General features: G+C 69.1%; 14 protein-coding genes. 8 read left to right on the top strand and 6 right to left on the bottom strand.

Annotation, left to right across the window (positions count from 1 at the left end):
• The first annotated feature begins 15 nt into the window (after positions 1-15).
• Positions 16-1,356, top strand: coding sequence for a hypothetical protein (locus tag ASF63_RS02280; RefSeq protein WP_056509039.1), 1,341 nt, complete (start codon positions 16-18; stop codon positions 1,354-1,356).
• A gap of 66 nt (positions 1,357-1,422) precedes the next feature.
• Here ASF63_RS02280 and hpf read toward each other — a convergent pair whose 3' ends face one another.
• From hpf to mtrA, 5 genes are all read right to left on the bottom strand, one after another.
• The gene (gene hpf / locus ASF63_RS02275) at positions 1,423-2,079 is read right to left on the bottom strand and encodes a ribosome hibernation-promoting factor, HPF/YfiA family (protein WP_056509036.1); all 657 of its coding nucleotides are present in this window, start codon (positions 2,077-2,079) and stop codon (positions 1,423-1,425) included.
• Between the two features lie 94 nt (positions 2,080-2,173).
• Positions 2,174-2,860 (bottom strand): phosphoribosyltransferase family protein, encoded by a 687-nt coding sequence (locus ASF63_RS02270; protein ID WP_056509033.1) that lies wholly within the window; start codon positions 2,858-2,860, stop codon positions 2,174-2,176.
• 136 nt (positions 2,861-2,996) lie between these two features.
• Entirely contained in the window at positions 2,997-4,715 is a 1,719-nt protein-coding gene (locus tag ASF63_RS02265) for a GerMN domain-containing protein (protein ID WP_056509030.1), read from the bottom strand.
• Positions 4,712-6,391, bottom strand: coding sequence for an MtrAB system histidine kinase MtrB (gene mtrB / locus ASF63_RS02260; RefSeq protein ID WP_056509026.1), 1,680 nt, complete (start codon positions 6,389-6,391; stop codon positions 4,712-4,714). The genes ASF63_RS02265 and mtrB overlap by 4 nt, the downstream gene beginning before the upstream one ends.
• A 6-nt stretch (positions 6,392-6,397) precedes the next feature.
• Entirely contained in the window at positions 6,398-7,078 is a 681-nt protein-coding gene (mtrA, locus tag ASF63_RS02255; protein ID WP_056308458.1) for an MtrAB system response regulator MtrA, read from the bottom strand.
• A 96-nt stretch (positions 7,079-7,174) separates the two neighbouring features.
• Between mtrA and ASF63_RS02250 the strand changes: the two genes are divergently transcribed.
• The 6 genes from ASF63_RS02250 (at position 7,175) to ASF63_RS02225 (ending at position 13,666) form a co-directional block, all read left to right on the top strand.
• Positions 7,175-8,683: a glycerophosphoryl diester phosphodiesterase membrane domain-containing protein gene (locus tag ASF63_RS02250; protein WP_056510150.1), complete on the top strand. Its 1,509-nt coding sequence runs from the start codon at positions 7,175-7,177 to the stop codon at positions 8,681-8,683.
• Positions 8,680-9,321, top strand: a complete 642-nt coding sequence (locus tag ASF63_RS02245) for a DUF4129 domain-containing protein (protein ID WP_056509022.1) — start codon at positions 8,680-8,682, stop codon at positions 9,319-9,321. The genes ASF63_RS02250 and ASF63_RS02245 overlap by 4 nt, the downstream gene beginning before the upstream one ends.
• On the top strand, positions 9,318-10,511 hold the full coding sequence (locus ASF63_RS02240; protein ID WP_056509019.1) for a DUF4350 domain-containing protein: 1,194 nt from the start codon (positions 9,318-9,320) through the stop codon (positions 10,509-10,511). Before ASF63_RS02245 ends, ASF63_RS02240 begins: the two co-directional genes overlap by 4 nt.
• Positions 10,512-10,613: 102 nt before the next feature.
• Positions 10,614-11,537 carry an AAA family ATPase gene (locus ASF63_RS02235; RefSeq protein WP_235560693.1) on the top strand — a complete coding sequence of 308 codons (924 nt, stop codon included), beginning with the start codon at positions 10,614-10,616 and terminating at the stop codon, positions 11,535-11,537.
• Complete coding sequence (locus ASF63_RS02230; RefSeq protein ID WP_056509012.1) at positions 11,538-12,845, top strand: DUF58 domain-containing protein; 1,308 nt, start codon at positions 11,538-11,540, stop codon at positions 12,843-12,845.
• 35 nt (positions 12,846-12,880) lie between these two features.
• Positions 12,881-13,666 (top strand): aquaporin, encoded by a 786-nt coding sequence (locus ASF63_RS02225; protein WP_056510148.1) that lies wholly within the window; start codon positions 12,881-12,883, stop codon positions 13,664-13,666.
• A gap of 27 nt (positions 13,667-13,693) precedes the next feature.
• Here ASF63_RS02225 and ASF63_RS02220 read toward each other — a convergent pair whose 3' ends face one another.
• On the bottom strand, positions 13,694-14,686 hold the full coding sequence (locus tag ASF63_RS02220; RefSeq protein ID WP_056509009.1) for a stage II sporulation protein M: 993 nt from the start codon (positions 14,684-14,686) through the stop codon (positions 13,694-13,696).
• A 16-nt stretch (positions 14,687-14,702) separates the two neighbouring features.
• Here ASF63_RS02220 and ASF63_RS02215 point away from each other — a divergent pair, with 16 nt between their 5' ends.
• Positions 14,703-15,512: an RDD family protein gene (locus tag ASF63_RS02215; protein ID WP_056509008.1), complete on the top strand. Its 810-nt coding sequence runs from the start codon at positions 14,703-14,705 to the stop codon at positions 15,510-15,512.
• The last annotated feature ends 14 nt before the right edge of the window (positions 15,513-15,526 follow it).

The following is a 15,526-nucleotide window of genomic DNA, read 5'->3' as shown; positions in this document are numbered from 1 at the left end:
ACTAGGATCAGTCCTATGGCTGGAATATGGGGCAGACGCAAGCGCGAGCAGGAAGAACTGGCCGCACAGGATGCCGATCTGGCGCGCCGTGCCGAGCAGGCGCTCGTCGCAGCCGACGAGCGGATCCGAAGCACCTCCGATGAGCTGGCGTTCGCTGAGGCCGAGCTCGGAGGGCAGCTCACCGGAGACCTGAAGAAGGCGCTGAGCGCGGTGCGCACGCATCTGCGCGAGGCGTTCCAGATGCACCAGCTCAATCACGACGAGATCCCCGACACCGCGGAAGAGCTGCGTACCCGCAACGCACGCATCGTCCAGCTCTGCGACTGGGCGCAGGATCTGCTCGACGAGAAGACGACCGACCTCGCCGCCTCCGTCGCGAAGGTCCGCCGTGCGCCGGAGGTCATCGCCCAGGTGCGCAAGGACGCCGCCGAGCTGAGCTCGCGCATCCCGCACACGAACGAGACGGTCGCCCGTCTCTCCGCACGCTACGCGGACTCGGCGATGCATCAGATCACCGCCAGCGCTGCCGAAGCTGAGCAGCTCATCGCCTTCGCCACACACGGCGCCGCGGTCTCCGAGCGACGCCGTGCGGCCAAGCAGAACGAGGAGGCCAACCTCGCCCTCGAGACGGCGACCGAAGCGACTCGGCGCGCGTCCGCCCTGCTCGACGCGGTCGAGGACTTCGAGATCGAGGCGCTGCGTGCGGAGTCGACACTCGCCGAGGTCGTCGCCGACTCACGCAGCGATCTGATCGCCGCACGCACAGCGCCGCAGACCCCCGCCGTCGCCACGGCCGTGACCGCCCTGCAGGACGCTCTCAGCGCCCTCTCCCCCGCGGGCTCCCCCGGCGACCCGTTCGCCGAGCTGTCGCAGCTCCGCGAGGCGAACACCGCCCTCGACGATGCGATCGCCACAGCGCGGCACCGCGCAGAGCACCCGCTTCCCAGTGTCCAACAGGTGCAGCATGCCATCGACGACGCAGACCGCCAGCTGGGTGTAGCCCGCGGGCTCATCGCCGGGCATCGCGGTTGGATCGGCGCGGACGCCCGCACGCGCCTCGCCGAGGCCGAGCGTCTTCGCGTGGACCTCTCCGACCTGCTGCCCGCCGAGGAAACCCGCGACGAGGCACTCGCGAGCGCCCGACGCGTCGCGCACCTCGCCGCTGAGGCACTCCAGCTCGCGCAGCGCGACATCGACTCGTCCCGCCCACAGGATCAGGGCTGGGGAGGCGGAGGCGACGGGTGGGGTGGCGGCGGCTGGAGCGGTGGCGGCCGACGAGGCGGCGGTGGCGACATCGCCTCAGGCATCCTCGGCGGCCTTGTGATCGGCAGCATCCTGGACGGCATCTTCGACTGACGCGCACGGCGCAGACGCGAGAACGGCCCGGCTCCTTCAGGAGCCGGGCCGTTGTGCATGTCAGTCTCAGGAGGCGAGGGCCTCGGACGGCGGCGCCGCCGTCTCGAGAGCGATCACTCCGTAGTCCCAGCCCTTGCGCCGGTAGACGACGCTCGGGTGGTCGGTGCGCACGTCGACGAACAGGAAGAAGTCGTGTCCGACGAGTTCCATCCGGTCGACCGCCTCTTCGACGGTCATCCACTCGGCACCGAAGTTCTTGGTGCGGATGACGACGGGCGAGTAGACCTCGTCCTCGTGGTTCTGGATGGGCACTGCGCCCGTCGCGACTGCGCGAAGCACGTCGACGGAGGCCGGCTGGACGTCGATGCCCTCCAGCGCTCCGCTTTCCTTCTCGAAGTGCGCCCCGCGTGGATGCTGTCGGCCGTCGACTCGCTTCTCCTTGGCCCGGCGCAGCTGCTCGGCCATCTTGTCGACCGCGAGGTCGAGGGCGACGAACTTGTCGCCGTCGGTGGCCTCTGCCCGGACGACCGGCCCCTTGCTGACCAGTGTCAGCTCGACCGTCTCATCAGGCACATGCCCGTTTCGATACACCCGATGGGTGACCTTGACATCCAGACGTTGCGCCCGCGACGCGAACGTCTGGATCTTGGCGATCTTCTCCTCGACAACGGTGCGGAATCGGTCGGTGATACCCACCCCGACGCCAACGATGCTCGTTTCCATTGCTGCCTCCTTGTCCCGGTCCTCCCGGCCAAGGGCGGACCGTGGTCGCCTTGTGACCCCCAACGGTAGTCCGCCTGACGTCGGATGTCACGGGTCATTTCCTGCGTGTCCCCGATGCGTTCGCGTTCCGTTCGCTGTGACGTGGCGTGGCGGCCAGAGCGACCGCCGCGACGACGTCGTAGCCGGCGTCCCGGAGCGCACGCGCGGCCTCGTCGAAGGTCGCCCCCGTGGTGACGACGTCGTCGACGAGCACGACGGCTCGCCCGTGACCCGCCCGCCGCACGTGCATGGTGCCTCGAACGTTCTTCGCCCTGTCAGCGACGTCGAGCCCCCGCTGATCCGTGCGCCGACCGCGCGTGCTCAGCAACCTGCGAGGTACGGCTCCGGCCCGCCGGATCAGGAGGTCGGGCACCCGGTAGCCACGCCTTCGGTAGGCGCCACGCATCGTCGGCACGGGCACCACGATGACGGACTCGCGCGGCGAATCCGCCAGCACTCCGCGCAGCACCACACCGAGCGACTCCCCCAGCGGACGGGCGAGCATCGTCTCGCCGTCGTCCTTCACCCGGCGGATGCATCTGGCTGCGACGGACTCGAAAGCCATCGCGACCTGCACACGCAGGCCGCCGGGCGAGATCCACTCTCGCTGTGCCGGCCGGATCGCCTCACGGCACGACGTGCACAGCATCGTCTCCGGCTCGTCGCAGCCCGCACACGTCGCCGCGAGCAGGAGGGCCAGCAACTCCGCGCCGACGCCGTGGAAGGAAACGAGCGAGAACATCCGTCGATCCTGTCGACACACGGACGCTGCAGAGTCCTCCACCGCGCTGCGGCCCGGACGCTGTCAGCATCCGCCTACTTCGGCGGACAGTGCAGAAGAGATGGACCGTGCAGAAGAGATGGACCGTACGGAAGGCTCAGTGCCCCGCCCGGGTCGCCAGCAGCGTGACCCCGTCGATCGACTCGCTCCACGCGGAGCCGCTCCGCGCGAACACCCCGCCGTCGGCGCTGAGCACTCGCACCCCCGCCGGAGCACGGGATCCCGCGATCGACACGGCCCCGGTCGGGGCGACCTCGGATGCACCGGGCCCTCCCACGATCTGCGTGAGGACCATCCGATCATCGGGGTCCGTCAGCAGGCCGAGACGGTCGGCGCCCAGCCAGACGAGCCCGCTGACGCCGCCGTCGAGCTGCGTCAGAGGTTCCGCGGGACCGAGCTCGGTCGGCACCCCCGCCTCGTCTCTGACGATCGCGGACACGACCACCCAGCGCTCGCCTCCGATGACGACGACCGCTGCGATGCGAGCGCCGTCGGCCGAGACGCGCACTGCGGAGACGGACGATGCATCCGGCCATGCACCCGCGATCGAATGCGGAGACACGTCGCTGCCGATCGCCTGGAGCGCCGACGGCGCGTTCGACGGCACGGACCACGTGTAGTCGTACGGATCCATGGACGGGCGGATCAGCGACGCCCTGGCGTCGAGCTCGTTGAACCCGTCCTCGCCCGTGACGTACACGTGCCCGTCGGCGAGCAGCACGGCTGCATGCGAGCCATCGATCGCGACATCGATCGCACTGATGGGCTGCGTGACTCCGAGGATCTCCTCGGACACCCCCGGGATCGGCGTGATCTCGCTGCCGACGAGCGCGCCGAACTCCCCATCCTTCAACACGAGGCTGCCCGCGTCGGCCGGGTCCTCGGTCACCCTGACGACGCCGGCGTCGAGCGTGCGTCCATCGACGCTGAAGCGCACCTGATCGACCTGCACCCCCGCGGCATTCAAGGTCTCCTGCAGCTGTGTGCGCATGCGCGCGAGAGTCGTCGCATCGAGCCCGAGCGCCGCGCGGTTCAGCGCCACGTCGGCCACCTGATCGGGATCGATCGGCACGGCGTCCCGCGCGAGCTGCACACCCTGCGGGAATGCACTCTGGACCGCCGGGTCGAGCCACGGGCTCGGCGCCCCGCCGATCAGCGACTGCGCGATCGTGGTCGCGACCGTGGCGCGTCGCGGGAACCACCGTACGTCCGGCACCAGTCGCTCCCAGGTCTGGTCGTAATACTGCAGCGCGTAATCGTCGTAGACCCGGGAGAACCGGGACTCGTCGATCACGACGCCATCGGGAGCTTCCGCGATGCGCCACTGCCCATCGTCGAACACGACGACGAACGCGGAGTTCGATGCCCCGAAGGCCTCGGAGTAGGCTCCGGTCGCGTCGACGCTCGCCACCTGGTCGAATCTGACCCTCACCTCGGCCGAGTCGCCGTCTCGAGCATCCACGTCGTCGTCGACGCTCGCGGTGAAAGAGCGGGTCGCGCCGCTGATGTCGATAGACACCCCGGTGTTCGGGCGCCAGGTCGATGCGAGATCCGGGGTGAGGAACTTGCGTGCGGTGTCCCAGTTGTCGGCCGGCGTGATCGCAGCCTCCATGAAGCCCTCGACGATCGCCGCGGGTCCTGCCCCCTCAGCGGGCCCGGAGGCGAGCGGGAGGAAATCCTGGTCCTCGGGCGATGCTCCGAGCGCGAGCCCCGGTTGCACGTCGCCCGTCGTCGGAAGCCCTGAGCAGGCCGACAGGAGCAGCACGGCCGTGGCGACGGCCACCCCGCGCAGCGCGCGTCGAGTCCGCGAGATCATTCGAGGCTCCCTCGGTCGAACAGCTCGGCCGGAAGATCGGCGAGCTGGATGGGCTGCGTCGCATCGCCGATCTCGCCCAGCGACTCCTGCGGCTCGAGAGGGATCGGCGAAGGCCCGTCCGAGGCGTCACCTCGGCGCGGGAGGGTGAGCACGAAGTTGGTGCCGACACCGAGCTCCGACCACACACCGAGCGTGCCCCCGTGCAGGGTCGCGTCGCCGAGGGCGATGGAGAGCCCGAGACCGGTGCCTCCGATCGTGCGCTGACGCGACGGGTCGGCTCGCCAGAACCGGTCGAACACGCGCTCGGCATCCGCCGGGTCCATCCCGAGTCCGAAGTCGCGGACGCCCGCGGCCACCGAGTGCTGATTGCTGTCCACCGTCACGATGATCGGGCGCCCCTCGCCATGCTCGATCGCGTTTCCGATCAGGTTGCGGAGCACCCGCCTCACCCGCCGTGGATCCATGTCGACAGGAGAGTATCCGCCGGGCGCGACGAGGCGCAGTTCGCTGCCCCGCCCGTCGGCGAGCGGCTGCATCTGCTCGATGATGTCCTCGGCGAGGTGAGCGAGGCTCGTCGCCTCGAGCTCGAGCTGCACGGACCCGGCGTCGTAACGGCTGATCTCGAGCAGATCGGACAGGAGCGTCTCGAACCGCTGCACCTGAGTGTGCAGGAGCTCCGTGGTACGTGCGGTCGTCGGGTCGAACTCGCCCCGCTGATCGTTCAGCATGTCGGCCGCGAGCCGGATGGTGGTGAGGGGCGTCCTCAGCTCGTGCGAGACATCGGAGACGAACCGCTGCTGCACGAGCGAGAGTTCGCCGAGCTCCTTGATCTGGGACTCGATGCTGTCGGCCATGGCGTTGAAGGAACGCCCGAGCGTGGCGATCTCGTCTTCGCCGTGCACGTCGATACGCACGGCGAGATCACCCGACGCCAGGCGGGCACTGGTCTCCGCGGCCTCGACGATCGGGGTCGAGACGGTGCGCAGCACGACGAACGAGATCGCGGCGACGATCGCGATGAGCCCGATGCCGGCGATCCAGAGCGTCCGCTGCACGAAGGTGAGCGTGTTGTCGGCATCGGCGAGGTCGTATGCGAAGTACACCTCGAACGGGCCTGCTTCGGGCACCTGCAGCTGCTGTCCGACGATGACGCCTGGCACCGTCCTACCGTCGACGTCGAGCGACGCGGACTGCCAGGATTGCCAGTCGTCGAACTTGACCACCCGGTTCCGGAGGGCGGGGCTGATGCTGTTGGCGCTGAGGCCCGCGGTGAAGCCGTTCAGGGAGACGGCGGCCGCGCCGCCGTCGACCCGGAATCCGGCCAGCCCCTCCGCTGTGGAGTTGCGTCCCAGGTCTTCCTGCACGCTGTCCCACAGCTCGCGCAGTGCTGCGGGGTCATCACCGAGGGCTGTGGCATCGAGCGTCGTCTGCGCCTGATTCACCGAACGCGCCGCGTCTTCCAGCGCCTCGTTCTTGCGCGATTCGAACAGGTCGTTCTGAATGACGAGCGCCATTGTCACGCAGGTGATCAGGATCGCGGTCGAGGTGAGCAGCAGCGTGATCGTCAGCGTCCGGAACCGCAGGGACCGTCGCCACAGGGCCCGGGTGACGGTGGGCCAACCGCGCCAGTCGCGGATGACAGCGACCGCCGTGGTGGTCGCTGCGGTGGCGGCCATGGCGCTTTAGCCCGCACTCCCGGCGCGGTAGCCGACGCCACGCACCGTCATGACGATCTTGGGGTTGTCAGGGTCGAGCTCGACCTTCGCACGGAGGCGTTGGACATGCACATTCACCAGACGGGTGTCCGCCTTGTAGTGGTAGCCCCAGACCTGCTCGAGCAGCATCTCCCGCGAGAACACCTGCTGTGGCTTCGAGGCGAGGGCGACGAGCAGCTGGAACTCGAGGGGAGTGAGAGCGATGGGAGCCGTGCCCCTTCGCACCTCATGCGCATCGACGTCGACGGTGAGGTCACCGACACGGAGCTGTTCCCCCACCGTCTGAGGCGAGGGGCGCAGGCGGGTGCGGATGCGGGCGACGAGCTCCTTCGGGTTGAAGGGCTTCACGATGTAGTCGTCCGCCCCCACCTCGAGGCCGCGGACGACATCGGCGGTGTCGCTGCGAGCGGTGAGCATGATGACGGGGACTCCCGACTCGGCACGGATCCGCGCACAGATCTCGATCCCGTCCATGCCCGGGAGCATCAGGTCGAGCAGCACGAGATCGGGACGCTGCGTGCGCCACTCCTCGACGGCCCGTGCGCCGTCGGCGCAGAACACCGGCTCGAAGCCCTCCGTGCGCAGCACGATGCCGATCATCTCGGCGAGCGCGGTGTCGTCGTCGACCACAAGAATGCGTGAGGTCATAACTGTTACCTTATGGCACTCAGTACCACGACCCTCATGTCTACGCGCCCGACCGGTGTTGTGACACGATGGGAGCGCACGACGGAGGGAGTGCCGGTGAGCGGCCAGACGTGGACCCCTGCCCCCAAGAAGGGCATCATCCCCCTGCATCCCATGACGTTCGGGATGCTGTTGACGAGGTCGTTCGCGGCGCTGCGTCACAACCCCAAGGTGCTCTTCGGCTTCGGCGTCGTGATCCAGCTGGCCGTGGTGGTGCTCAGTGCGACGGTGATGGGCTTCGTGTTCGTCACGACGTTCACGCGACTCGAATCGCTGTCTGCCGCCTCGCCGGACTTCGAGGCCGTCTTCGCCGGCACCATCGCGATGAACATCGTGGCCGGCATCGCCGTGGGCCTGGCATCCATCGCCTTCACCGCGCTGATGCAGGGCGTCGTCGCGGCCGAGATCGGCTTCGCAGCGATCGGGGTGAAGGCCACCCTCGGGACCCTCTGGCGCAAGATGATCCCGTCGTTCTGGCGCTTGGCCGGATTCGCCTCGCTCTCGATCATCTTCGTCTTCGGCATCATCGTGATCGTCTTCCTCGTGATCGCCGGCTTCATCGCCGGCGGGCTCGGAGGCTCAGCCGAGGCCATCGGCGGGATCGTGATCCTCGTCGTGCTGCTCATACTGGCGACCATCCCGCTCGTGGTCTGGCTGACGACGAAGCTGCTCCTCGTCCCGTCGATCCTCGTTCTCGAGAGGGCGAAGTTCCGCGACGCGCTCGTGCGGTCGTGGCGCCTGACGCGTGGCCGGTTCTGGGTGGCCTGGGGCGTCACGTTCCTGATCGGCGCCATCATGGGCGTCGCGATGCAGGTGGTGAACCTGCCTGTCTCGCTGGTCGGCTCGATGCTCGGTTCCGTGATCGCGCCGACGGGCTCGTCCGACACCGCAGGGATCATGGCGTTCGTCTTCGCCCTTCTCGCGCCGCAGATCCTGCTGCTCGTGCTGCAGGCCATCACCCTCGTCGTGCAGAGCAGCGCGGGCACTCTCGTGTACCTCGACAGTCGGATGCGCTACGAGGGCCTCGACCAGTCGCTCATCAGTCATGTCGAGCGTCGCGACCTCGGGTGGACCGACGAACAGCTCGGCGACCCGTTCATCGTCGACCCCGAGCGCGCTGTGTCGAGCGCCCCGCCGCCGCAGCAGGTCCCGGAGTGGGCGATGATGACGACGGGCTACGAGATGCAGTCGTACCCGGCCCAGCAGCACCCAGGACAGCCGTATCCGGGACAGTACCCCGCAGCGCCGCAGTACCAGGCGTACCAGGCGTACCAGGCGCAGCCGTACCAGGGGCAGCCGCCTGCCGCACCGCAGTACCAGGGGCAGCCCTATCAGGGACAGCCGTATCAGGGACAGCCAGCTCCCGCGCCGCAGCACCCCGCTCAGCAGCCTCCTCCCCTGCCGCCCTACGCTCAGCAGCCGGCAGCACCCCAGCCACCGGCCGCACCCCAGGCGCAGGCCGCGTCCACACCTCCGCCCCCATACTCCCCGCCCGCAACGCGCCCTGCCGAGTCCGCTGACTCGACCTGGGCCGCGCCCGGTGCGGGCGGCGAAGGGTCGGCATGATCCGTCCTTTCGACGACGTGCTCATCCCCGACGGGGAGGAAGCACGGAAGTGGGCGGAGCAGGAACTCGCCGACCCGCGCTACGCCGATGCGAAGCCGACCTGGTTCGACATGCTCGCGCGCGACATCGGACGGTTCCTCGCCGATCTGTTCAACTCCGACAACAGCGCGAACGTCGGTCCCTCCGCGTTGATCATCGTGTGCATCATCATCTTCGGAGCGCTCGTCGCCGCGCTCATCATCTGGGGGCGCCCGCGACGTGCGCAGGCCATCCGGCGCGCACGAGGTGACCTCCTCGGAGCCGACGATGACCGATCCGCGACGCAGCTGCGCGCCGACGCCGATCGCTGCGCGCGCGCAGGCGACTGGGACGAGGCCACGATCCTGCGCTTCCGAGCGCTCGCCAGAGGGCTTCTGGAGCGAGACCTCATCGATCCCTCCCCCGGCGCGACCGCACAGGCGATCGCCCGAGAGGTCGCCGTCGTGTTCCCCGCTGAGACGACGCCCGTCCGTGACGCGGCGGTCTCGTTCGACGACGTGCGCTATCTGCGGCACCCCGCCACCGAGTCGAGTTATGCCGAGCTCGCCGCGACCGATGATCGTCTGAGTGCGCTGCGACCGGAGGCGGTGAACGCGTGACGGTCATCGAGCAGCACGATGCACCGGCATCCACCGCTGAACGCGCTCCGCGCGGTCGACGTCTGAGGTCGCTCCTCGGGTGGGCGATCGTCGTCGCGCTCGTGCTCGGAGGTGTTTTCGTCGCGACCCAGGTCGCCGTGCGCATGCCCGATCAGCGCGGCTCGCTCGATCCCGAGAGCGTCAGCGATTCCGGTGCGATGGCGCTCGCGCAGCTCCTCGACGACCAGGGCATCGAGGTCTCGGTCTTCCGCTCGCGCGCCGAGGCCCGCGCCGCGCTCGACGAGGACACCACCCTCGTGATGGCGAACCCGTACACCCTGACCGACGACGGGATCACCGAGCTGATCGACCCTGCCGACAGGGTCGTCTTCCTCTCCAGCAGCACGCACCTTCTCACCCTCCTGCGCCTGGGCGACAACGCCGCAGCGAACCCGAGCCCGGTGGAGGCCGACTGCACCATCCCGGAATTCGCCAACGTCGGCACGATCCGTCCCGACCGCATGTTCGCCCCGGGGGACGGCGTCGAAGGATGCTTCGGCACCGAAGACGCCTCGGCCGTGCTCGTCGACGAGGACGACGGTACGACGCGCATCGTCGTCGAAGGCGCCCGCCTGTTCAGCAACGCCTACCTCGCGGACGACGGCAACGCTGCACTCGGGCTCGCTCTTCTCGGCCAGACCGATCGCGTCGTCTGGTACATCCCTAGCTTCGGCGACACGGACATCGAAGGCGAGATGCCGGACAGCCTGGGTTCGCTCACGCCGGGCTGGGTGACGCCGGCGATCCTGCTGCTGATGATCGCCGGGCTCGCGGCCGCACTGTGGCGAGGCCAGCGCTTCGGCCCGCTCGTCGCCGAGACCCTCCCCGTGACCGTCCGCGCGTCGGAGACGATGCACGGACGCGCCCGCCTGACGGCGAAGGCGGGCGACGCCGCGCACGCGTCGGAGGCCATCCGCGACGGGAGCAGGCGCAGGTTGGCGCGCAGACTCGGACTCGCCGTGAACGCGACGGCGGAGGAGATCGCGGATGCCGCATCGGACCGGCTCCGGATCCCGCGCGGCGCTCTGCACGATCTGCTCGCCGGCCCCTCTCCCACCGACGATCCGTCGCTGATCGACCTGGCCCGTCGGCTGCAGGAGCTGGAGAGCGCCGTCGACGCCTCGACCACCGTCGAACGGAGACCGGAATGATCCGGCGTCCGTCCCATCCACCCGCCGTCCATCCATCCGAACGGAAGCCGAGGACACCACGTGACCGCTGAGAACTTCAACGACGCCGAGCTGCGTCAGGCCATGCACCGCGTGCGCACCGAGGTAGACAAGGCCGTCGTCGGCCAGGCGGGCACGGTGACCGGTCTGCTGGTGTCGCTGCTCGCACGAGGGCACGTGCTGCTCGAGGGCGTGCCGGGTGTCGCGAAGACCCTTGTGGTCCGCTCCTTCGCTCGCGCGTTGGGCCTGGACACCAAGCGAGTGCAGTTCACCCCCGACCTGATGCCGGGCGACGTGACGGGATCGCTCGTCTACGATGCGCGCACGGGCGAGTTCGACTTCCGCGCGGGGCCCGTGTTCACGAACATCCTGCTCGCCGACGAGATCAACCGCACACCCCCGAAGACCCAGGCCGCTCTGCTGGAGGCCATGGAGGAGCGTCAGGTGTCGGCTGACGGGGTCAGCCGCGCGCTCCCCGATCCGTTCCTCGTCGCCGCCACGCAGAACCCGATCGAGCACGAGGGCACATATTCGCTGCCCGAGGCGCAGCTCGATCGCTTCCTGATGAAGCTGGTCGTCGGCATGCCCGAGCGCGACGCCGAGGTCTCGGTGCTCCGCAAGCACGCGTCGGGCTTCTCACCGCGCGAGCTCACAGGCGTCGAGTCCACGGTGACGGCGGACGAGATCCGTGCGGCTCAGGCCGCGGCCGGCCGCGTGGATGTCACGGATGACGTGCTCGGCTACGTCGTCGATCTCGCCAGAGCCACGAGGCAGTCGCCCTCCGTCGAGCTCGGCGCGAGCCCCCGCGCATCGACCGGTCTACTGGCCGCGGCGAAGGCCTGGGCCTGGCTCAACGCCTCGTCGGCCGTCACACCCGATCACGTGCAGACGATGCTCGTGCCGGTCTGGCGCCACCGCCTGCAGCTGCGACCCGATGCCCAGATGGAGGGCGTCTCGGCCGATGCCGTCCTCACCTCGGTCGTGCAGCAGACCAGGGTGCCGATCTAGGTGTTCGTCACCGGCCGTCTCGCTCTCGCCGTCGCCGTCGGCATCGTCCCGCTCGTCCTCACAGGCCTCGCGGGCTATCCGCCGTACGCCGCGCTCGGCATCTGGGTGGGACTCTGCGTTCTCCTGATCGTGCTCGACGTGCTGCTGGCGCCCAGCCCGCGCTCGGTCGTCGTCACCAGACGAGTGCCGGCACGCACTCGGCTCGGTGAGCTCGTGCCGGTGAGCGTCGCACTCCAGAACCAGGGATCCCGCACACTGCACGCGCTGATCCGTGATGCCTGGCAGCCGACGGCAGGGGCAACGCGAGACCGTCAGCGCCTCAGCATGCCTCCGGGCGAGCGTCGGCGCGTCTCCATCCCCCTTCTCCCCCGTCGCCGGGGCGAGCTGTCGAGCGAGTTCGTGATGATCCGATCCCAGGGCCCCCTCGGGATCGCCGGTCGACAGGCGCGCCACCGGGTGCGCGGGACCATCCGCGTTCTCCCCGCGTTCTCGTCGCGAAAGCATCTGCCCTCCCGACTCGCGCGCCTGCGTGAGCTCGACGGCAACACCAGCATCCAGGTCCGCGGTCAGGGCACGGAGTTCGACTCGCTGCGCGAGTACGTGCGAGGCGACGACGTGCGCTCGATCGACTGGCGCGCCACGGCTCGCGCCGGCACCACGATGCTGCGCACCTGGCGCCCTGAACGCGACCGTCACGTCGTGATCATCATCGACACCGGCCGCACGGCAGCCGCACGCGTCGGCGACGGCACCAGAGTGGACGCCGCACTCGAGGCGTCTCTGCTGCTCGCCGCTCTCGCCGCCCGCGCGGGCGATCATGTGCATCTGCTCATGTACGACCGTGTCGTGCGCGCACGCGTCACCGGCGTCGAGGGCAACGCTCTCCTCCCCGCGCTGACGGACGCGATGGCTCCTGTGCATGCCCGTCTCGTCGACACCGACTGGCACGGCGCTTTCGCTGCCGTGCGAACGCTCACGACGCGCCCCGCGCTGATCGTGGTGTTGACGGCACAGGATGCGGCGGAGTCCGCCCGAGGGTTCCTCGGAGCCTTCCCGGATGCCTCGCGGGCGACATCGATCCTCGTGGGGTCGGTGACCGACGACGGCATCGCCGATCTCGCACGGCAGCGCGGATCACGGGAGGAGATCTATCTCGCGGCTGCTGCGGAGCGGACGATGCGAGACGCCGAGAACGTGGCGGATGCAGTCAGACGTGCCGGCGGCGAGGCGATCGCAGCCGACCCCGAGACCCTGCCCCCGCGGATCGCCGACAGGTACCTCGAGCTGAAGGCAGCCGGACGGCTGTGAGCACACCGGACCGGACGCAAGGAATGACGAAGATCATGAGCGACGCGAGCAGACGAACCTCCACGATGACGGTCCGACTGACCGCCGAGGCGTTCGGCTCCTCCGCACTCGTCCTCGCCATCGTGGGAGCCGCGATGTTCGCGGCCGGGTTCGGTGCGGGTACCGAGACGAGCGATCAAGGCATCGGATTCGTCGGCATCGCGCTCGCGGCGGGTTTCGCTCTCACCGCCGCGTTCTATGCGTTCGGACCGATCTCCGGTGGGCACTTCAACCCCGCGGTGACCATCGGGGTCGCCGCGGCCGGTCGGATGCCGTGGCGCGAGGTCCCCGCATACATCGTCGCCCAGTGCGTCGGGGGCCTGATCGCCTCGACCCTGGTATTCCTGATCGGCCTCTTCGGTCCCGACGGCTGGCTCGAGGCGCAGCGCGTCGAGGGTTTCGCCAGCAACGGATTCGGCTCCGCCTCTCCTGCAGGGTTCGGCCTCGGCGCCGCGATCATCGTCGAGGCGCTCTTCGCCGCGGTCCTCGTCCTCGTGATCCTCGGGGTGACGCACCCGGTGCGCGGCACCCCCTTCGGTGGTGTCGTGGCTGGCCTCACTCTCGCGGTCATCCACCTGGTGATCCTGCCGATCGACTACGCCTCGGTGAACCCCGCCCGATCCATCGCCACAGCCTTGTACGGGAACACAGAGGCCCTCACCCAGCTGTGGGTGTTCCTCGTCTTCCCCGTCGTCGGTGCCCTGCTCGCAGGGTTCGCGTATCGAGGGCTGTTCGACGTACCGGACCGCAGCAGCGAGAGCGCGGCTGAACGAGCCCGCTGACGGGAACAGAAGTCGGACGAACTCGGGTCAGCCCGCCAGGAGTCGCGGCGTCCCCGCTTCGTACTCGACGAGATCTCCGGTCTCGCCTCGGCGGTATGCACGGCCGCCGATCACGAGCATGTAGATCAGGAAGGCGGCGAGCGCCGCCACTCCGATGCCGATCTTGACGGGCCAGGGCAGCGCCCAGCCGGTGACGAATCCCTCGATCAGTCCGGAGACGAACAGCGCGAAGACGAGTCCGATCGCAACGGTCGCGAGCGATCGGCCCTCCGCTGCGAGGGACTCACCGCGTGACCGGTTGCCCGGGGCGACCCACGACCAGAACAGGTGCAGACCTCCCGCGGCGGCGACGAAGATCGAGGTCATCTCGAGAAGACCGTGGGGAAGGATGTAGAGGATCATGACGTCGACCTGGTCGTGCGCGGTCATCACCGCAGCCGATACGCCGAGCCCCATCGCGTTCTGCACCAGCACGTTGATCGGCCACAGTCCCGTGATGCCGAACAGCACACACTGCATGGCGATCCAGGCGTTGTTCCACCAGACCATCCCCATGAACACCGCGGCGGGGTTCTCGGTGTAGTAGCCGGTGAAGCTCTCGTCGGCGTACTGCTCGAGCGCATCCGGTGGCCCGAGGGTCGCGAGCAGCGCGGGATCCGACGAGATCCAAGCGGCGGTCCCGACGACGATCGCGATGAACGAGACCGCGATGATGAGAGTCGTCCAGCGCAGCCGGTAGAGCGCGGCGGGGAGCTGACGGGAGAAGAAGCGCGCCGTCTGGGTGAGGATGCTGTCGGACGCTCCCGTCAGACGCAGCCGCGCGCGTACGAGGATGGTCGACAGGTACGCTCCCTGCGGCGATTCACCGACCGACGTCTTGAGCTCGGCGAGATCGGCGGATGCCGCGCGGTAGCGGACGATCATCTCGTCGACTCCCTCGCCGTCGAGCCGGGCGCGACTCAACTGTTCCAACCGCTCCCACTCGGCGCGGCGTGCATCTGTCAGCGCATCGGCATCCACCTGATTTACTGTACTCATGTCTGCCCCGCTCGATACATCCGACGAGGTGCTCTCCGGTGAAGCCGTGGCGATCGACGTGCAGCCGATCGGTTTCATACTTCGAGCCGCTGGCGCGATCATCGATCTCCTGGTCGGTTTCGCTGTCTTCCTCCTGACGCTGTTCCTGCGGCTCTGGCTGCTGGACCTCGGCGTTCTCGACGAGGCGACCGACACGATCGCGACGATCGCATCGATCGTCGTCAGCTTCGTCGTGCTCCCGATCACGATGGAGGTCGCACTCAAGGGGCGAAGCCTCGGCAAGCTCGCGGTCGGCGGACGCATCGTTCGCATCGATGGAGGGGCGACCGGCTTCCGCCATGCGTTCATCCGCGCCCTCCTCGGGGTGCTGGAGATCTATATGACGCTCGGCAGCGTCGCGGTGCTCGCCGGCGCGTTCAGCGCCCGCTCCCAGCGCCTCGGCGACATGGTCGCCGGCACCTACAGTCAGCGCGTGCGGGCTCCGAAGTTGATCCCGCAGGTCCCCGTCCTCCCGCCTATGCTCGCCGGCTGGGCTCAGATCGCGGACGTCGCCCGCCTGCCTGATCGTCTCGCCCGCCGGATCTCGCAGTTCCTGCAGAGCGCACCGCGAATGGTGCCCGCCGCCCGCGCTCGGGTCGCGCAGGACCTCCTCACGGAGGCCTCTCCATTCGTGTCGCCGCTGCCCGCGGCGGCGCCCGAGGTCGTGCTGGTCGGGATCACGGTCCTGCGCCGCGAGCGCGAGCGCAGAGCGCTGCAGAACGCCGATCGTCGCGCGGAGAAGCTCACGGGGCGTCGCGTCGGAGTCTGACCCTCTCCTGCCCG

The organism is Microbacterium sp. Leaf320 (genome assembly GCF_001423485.1).
GTDB lineage: Bacteria > Actinomycetota > Actinomycetes > Actinomycetales > Microbacteriaceae > Microbacterium.
This window is presented reverse-complemented; position numbering and strand designations above follow the sequence as displayed.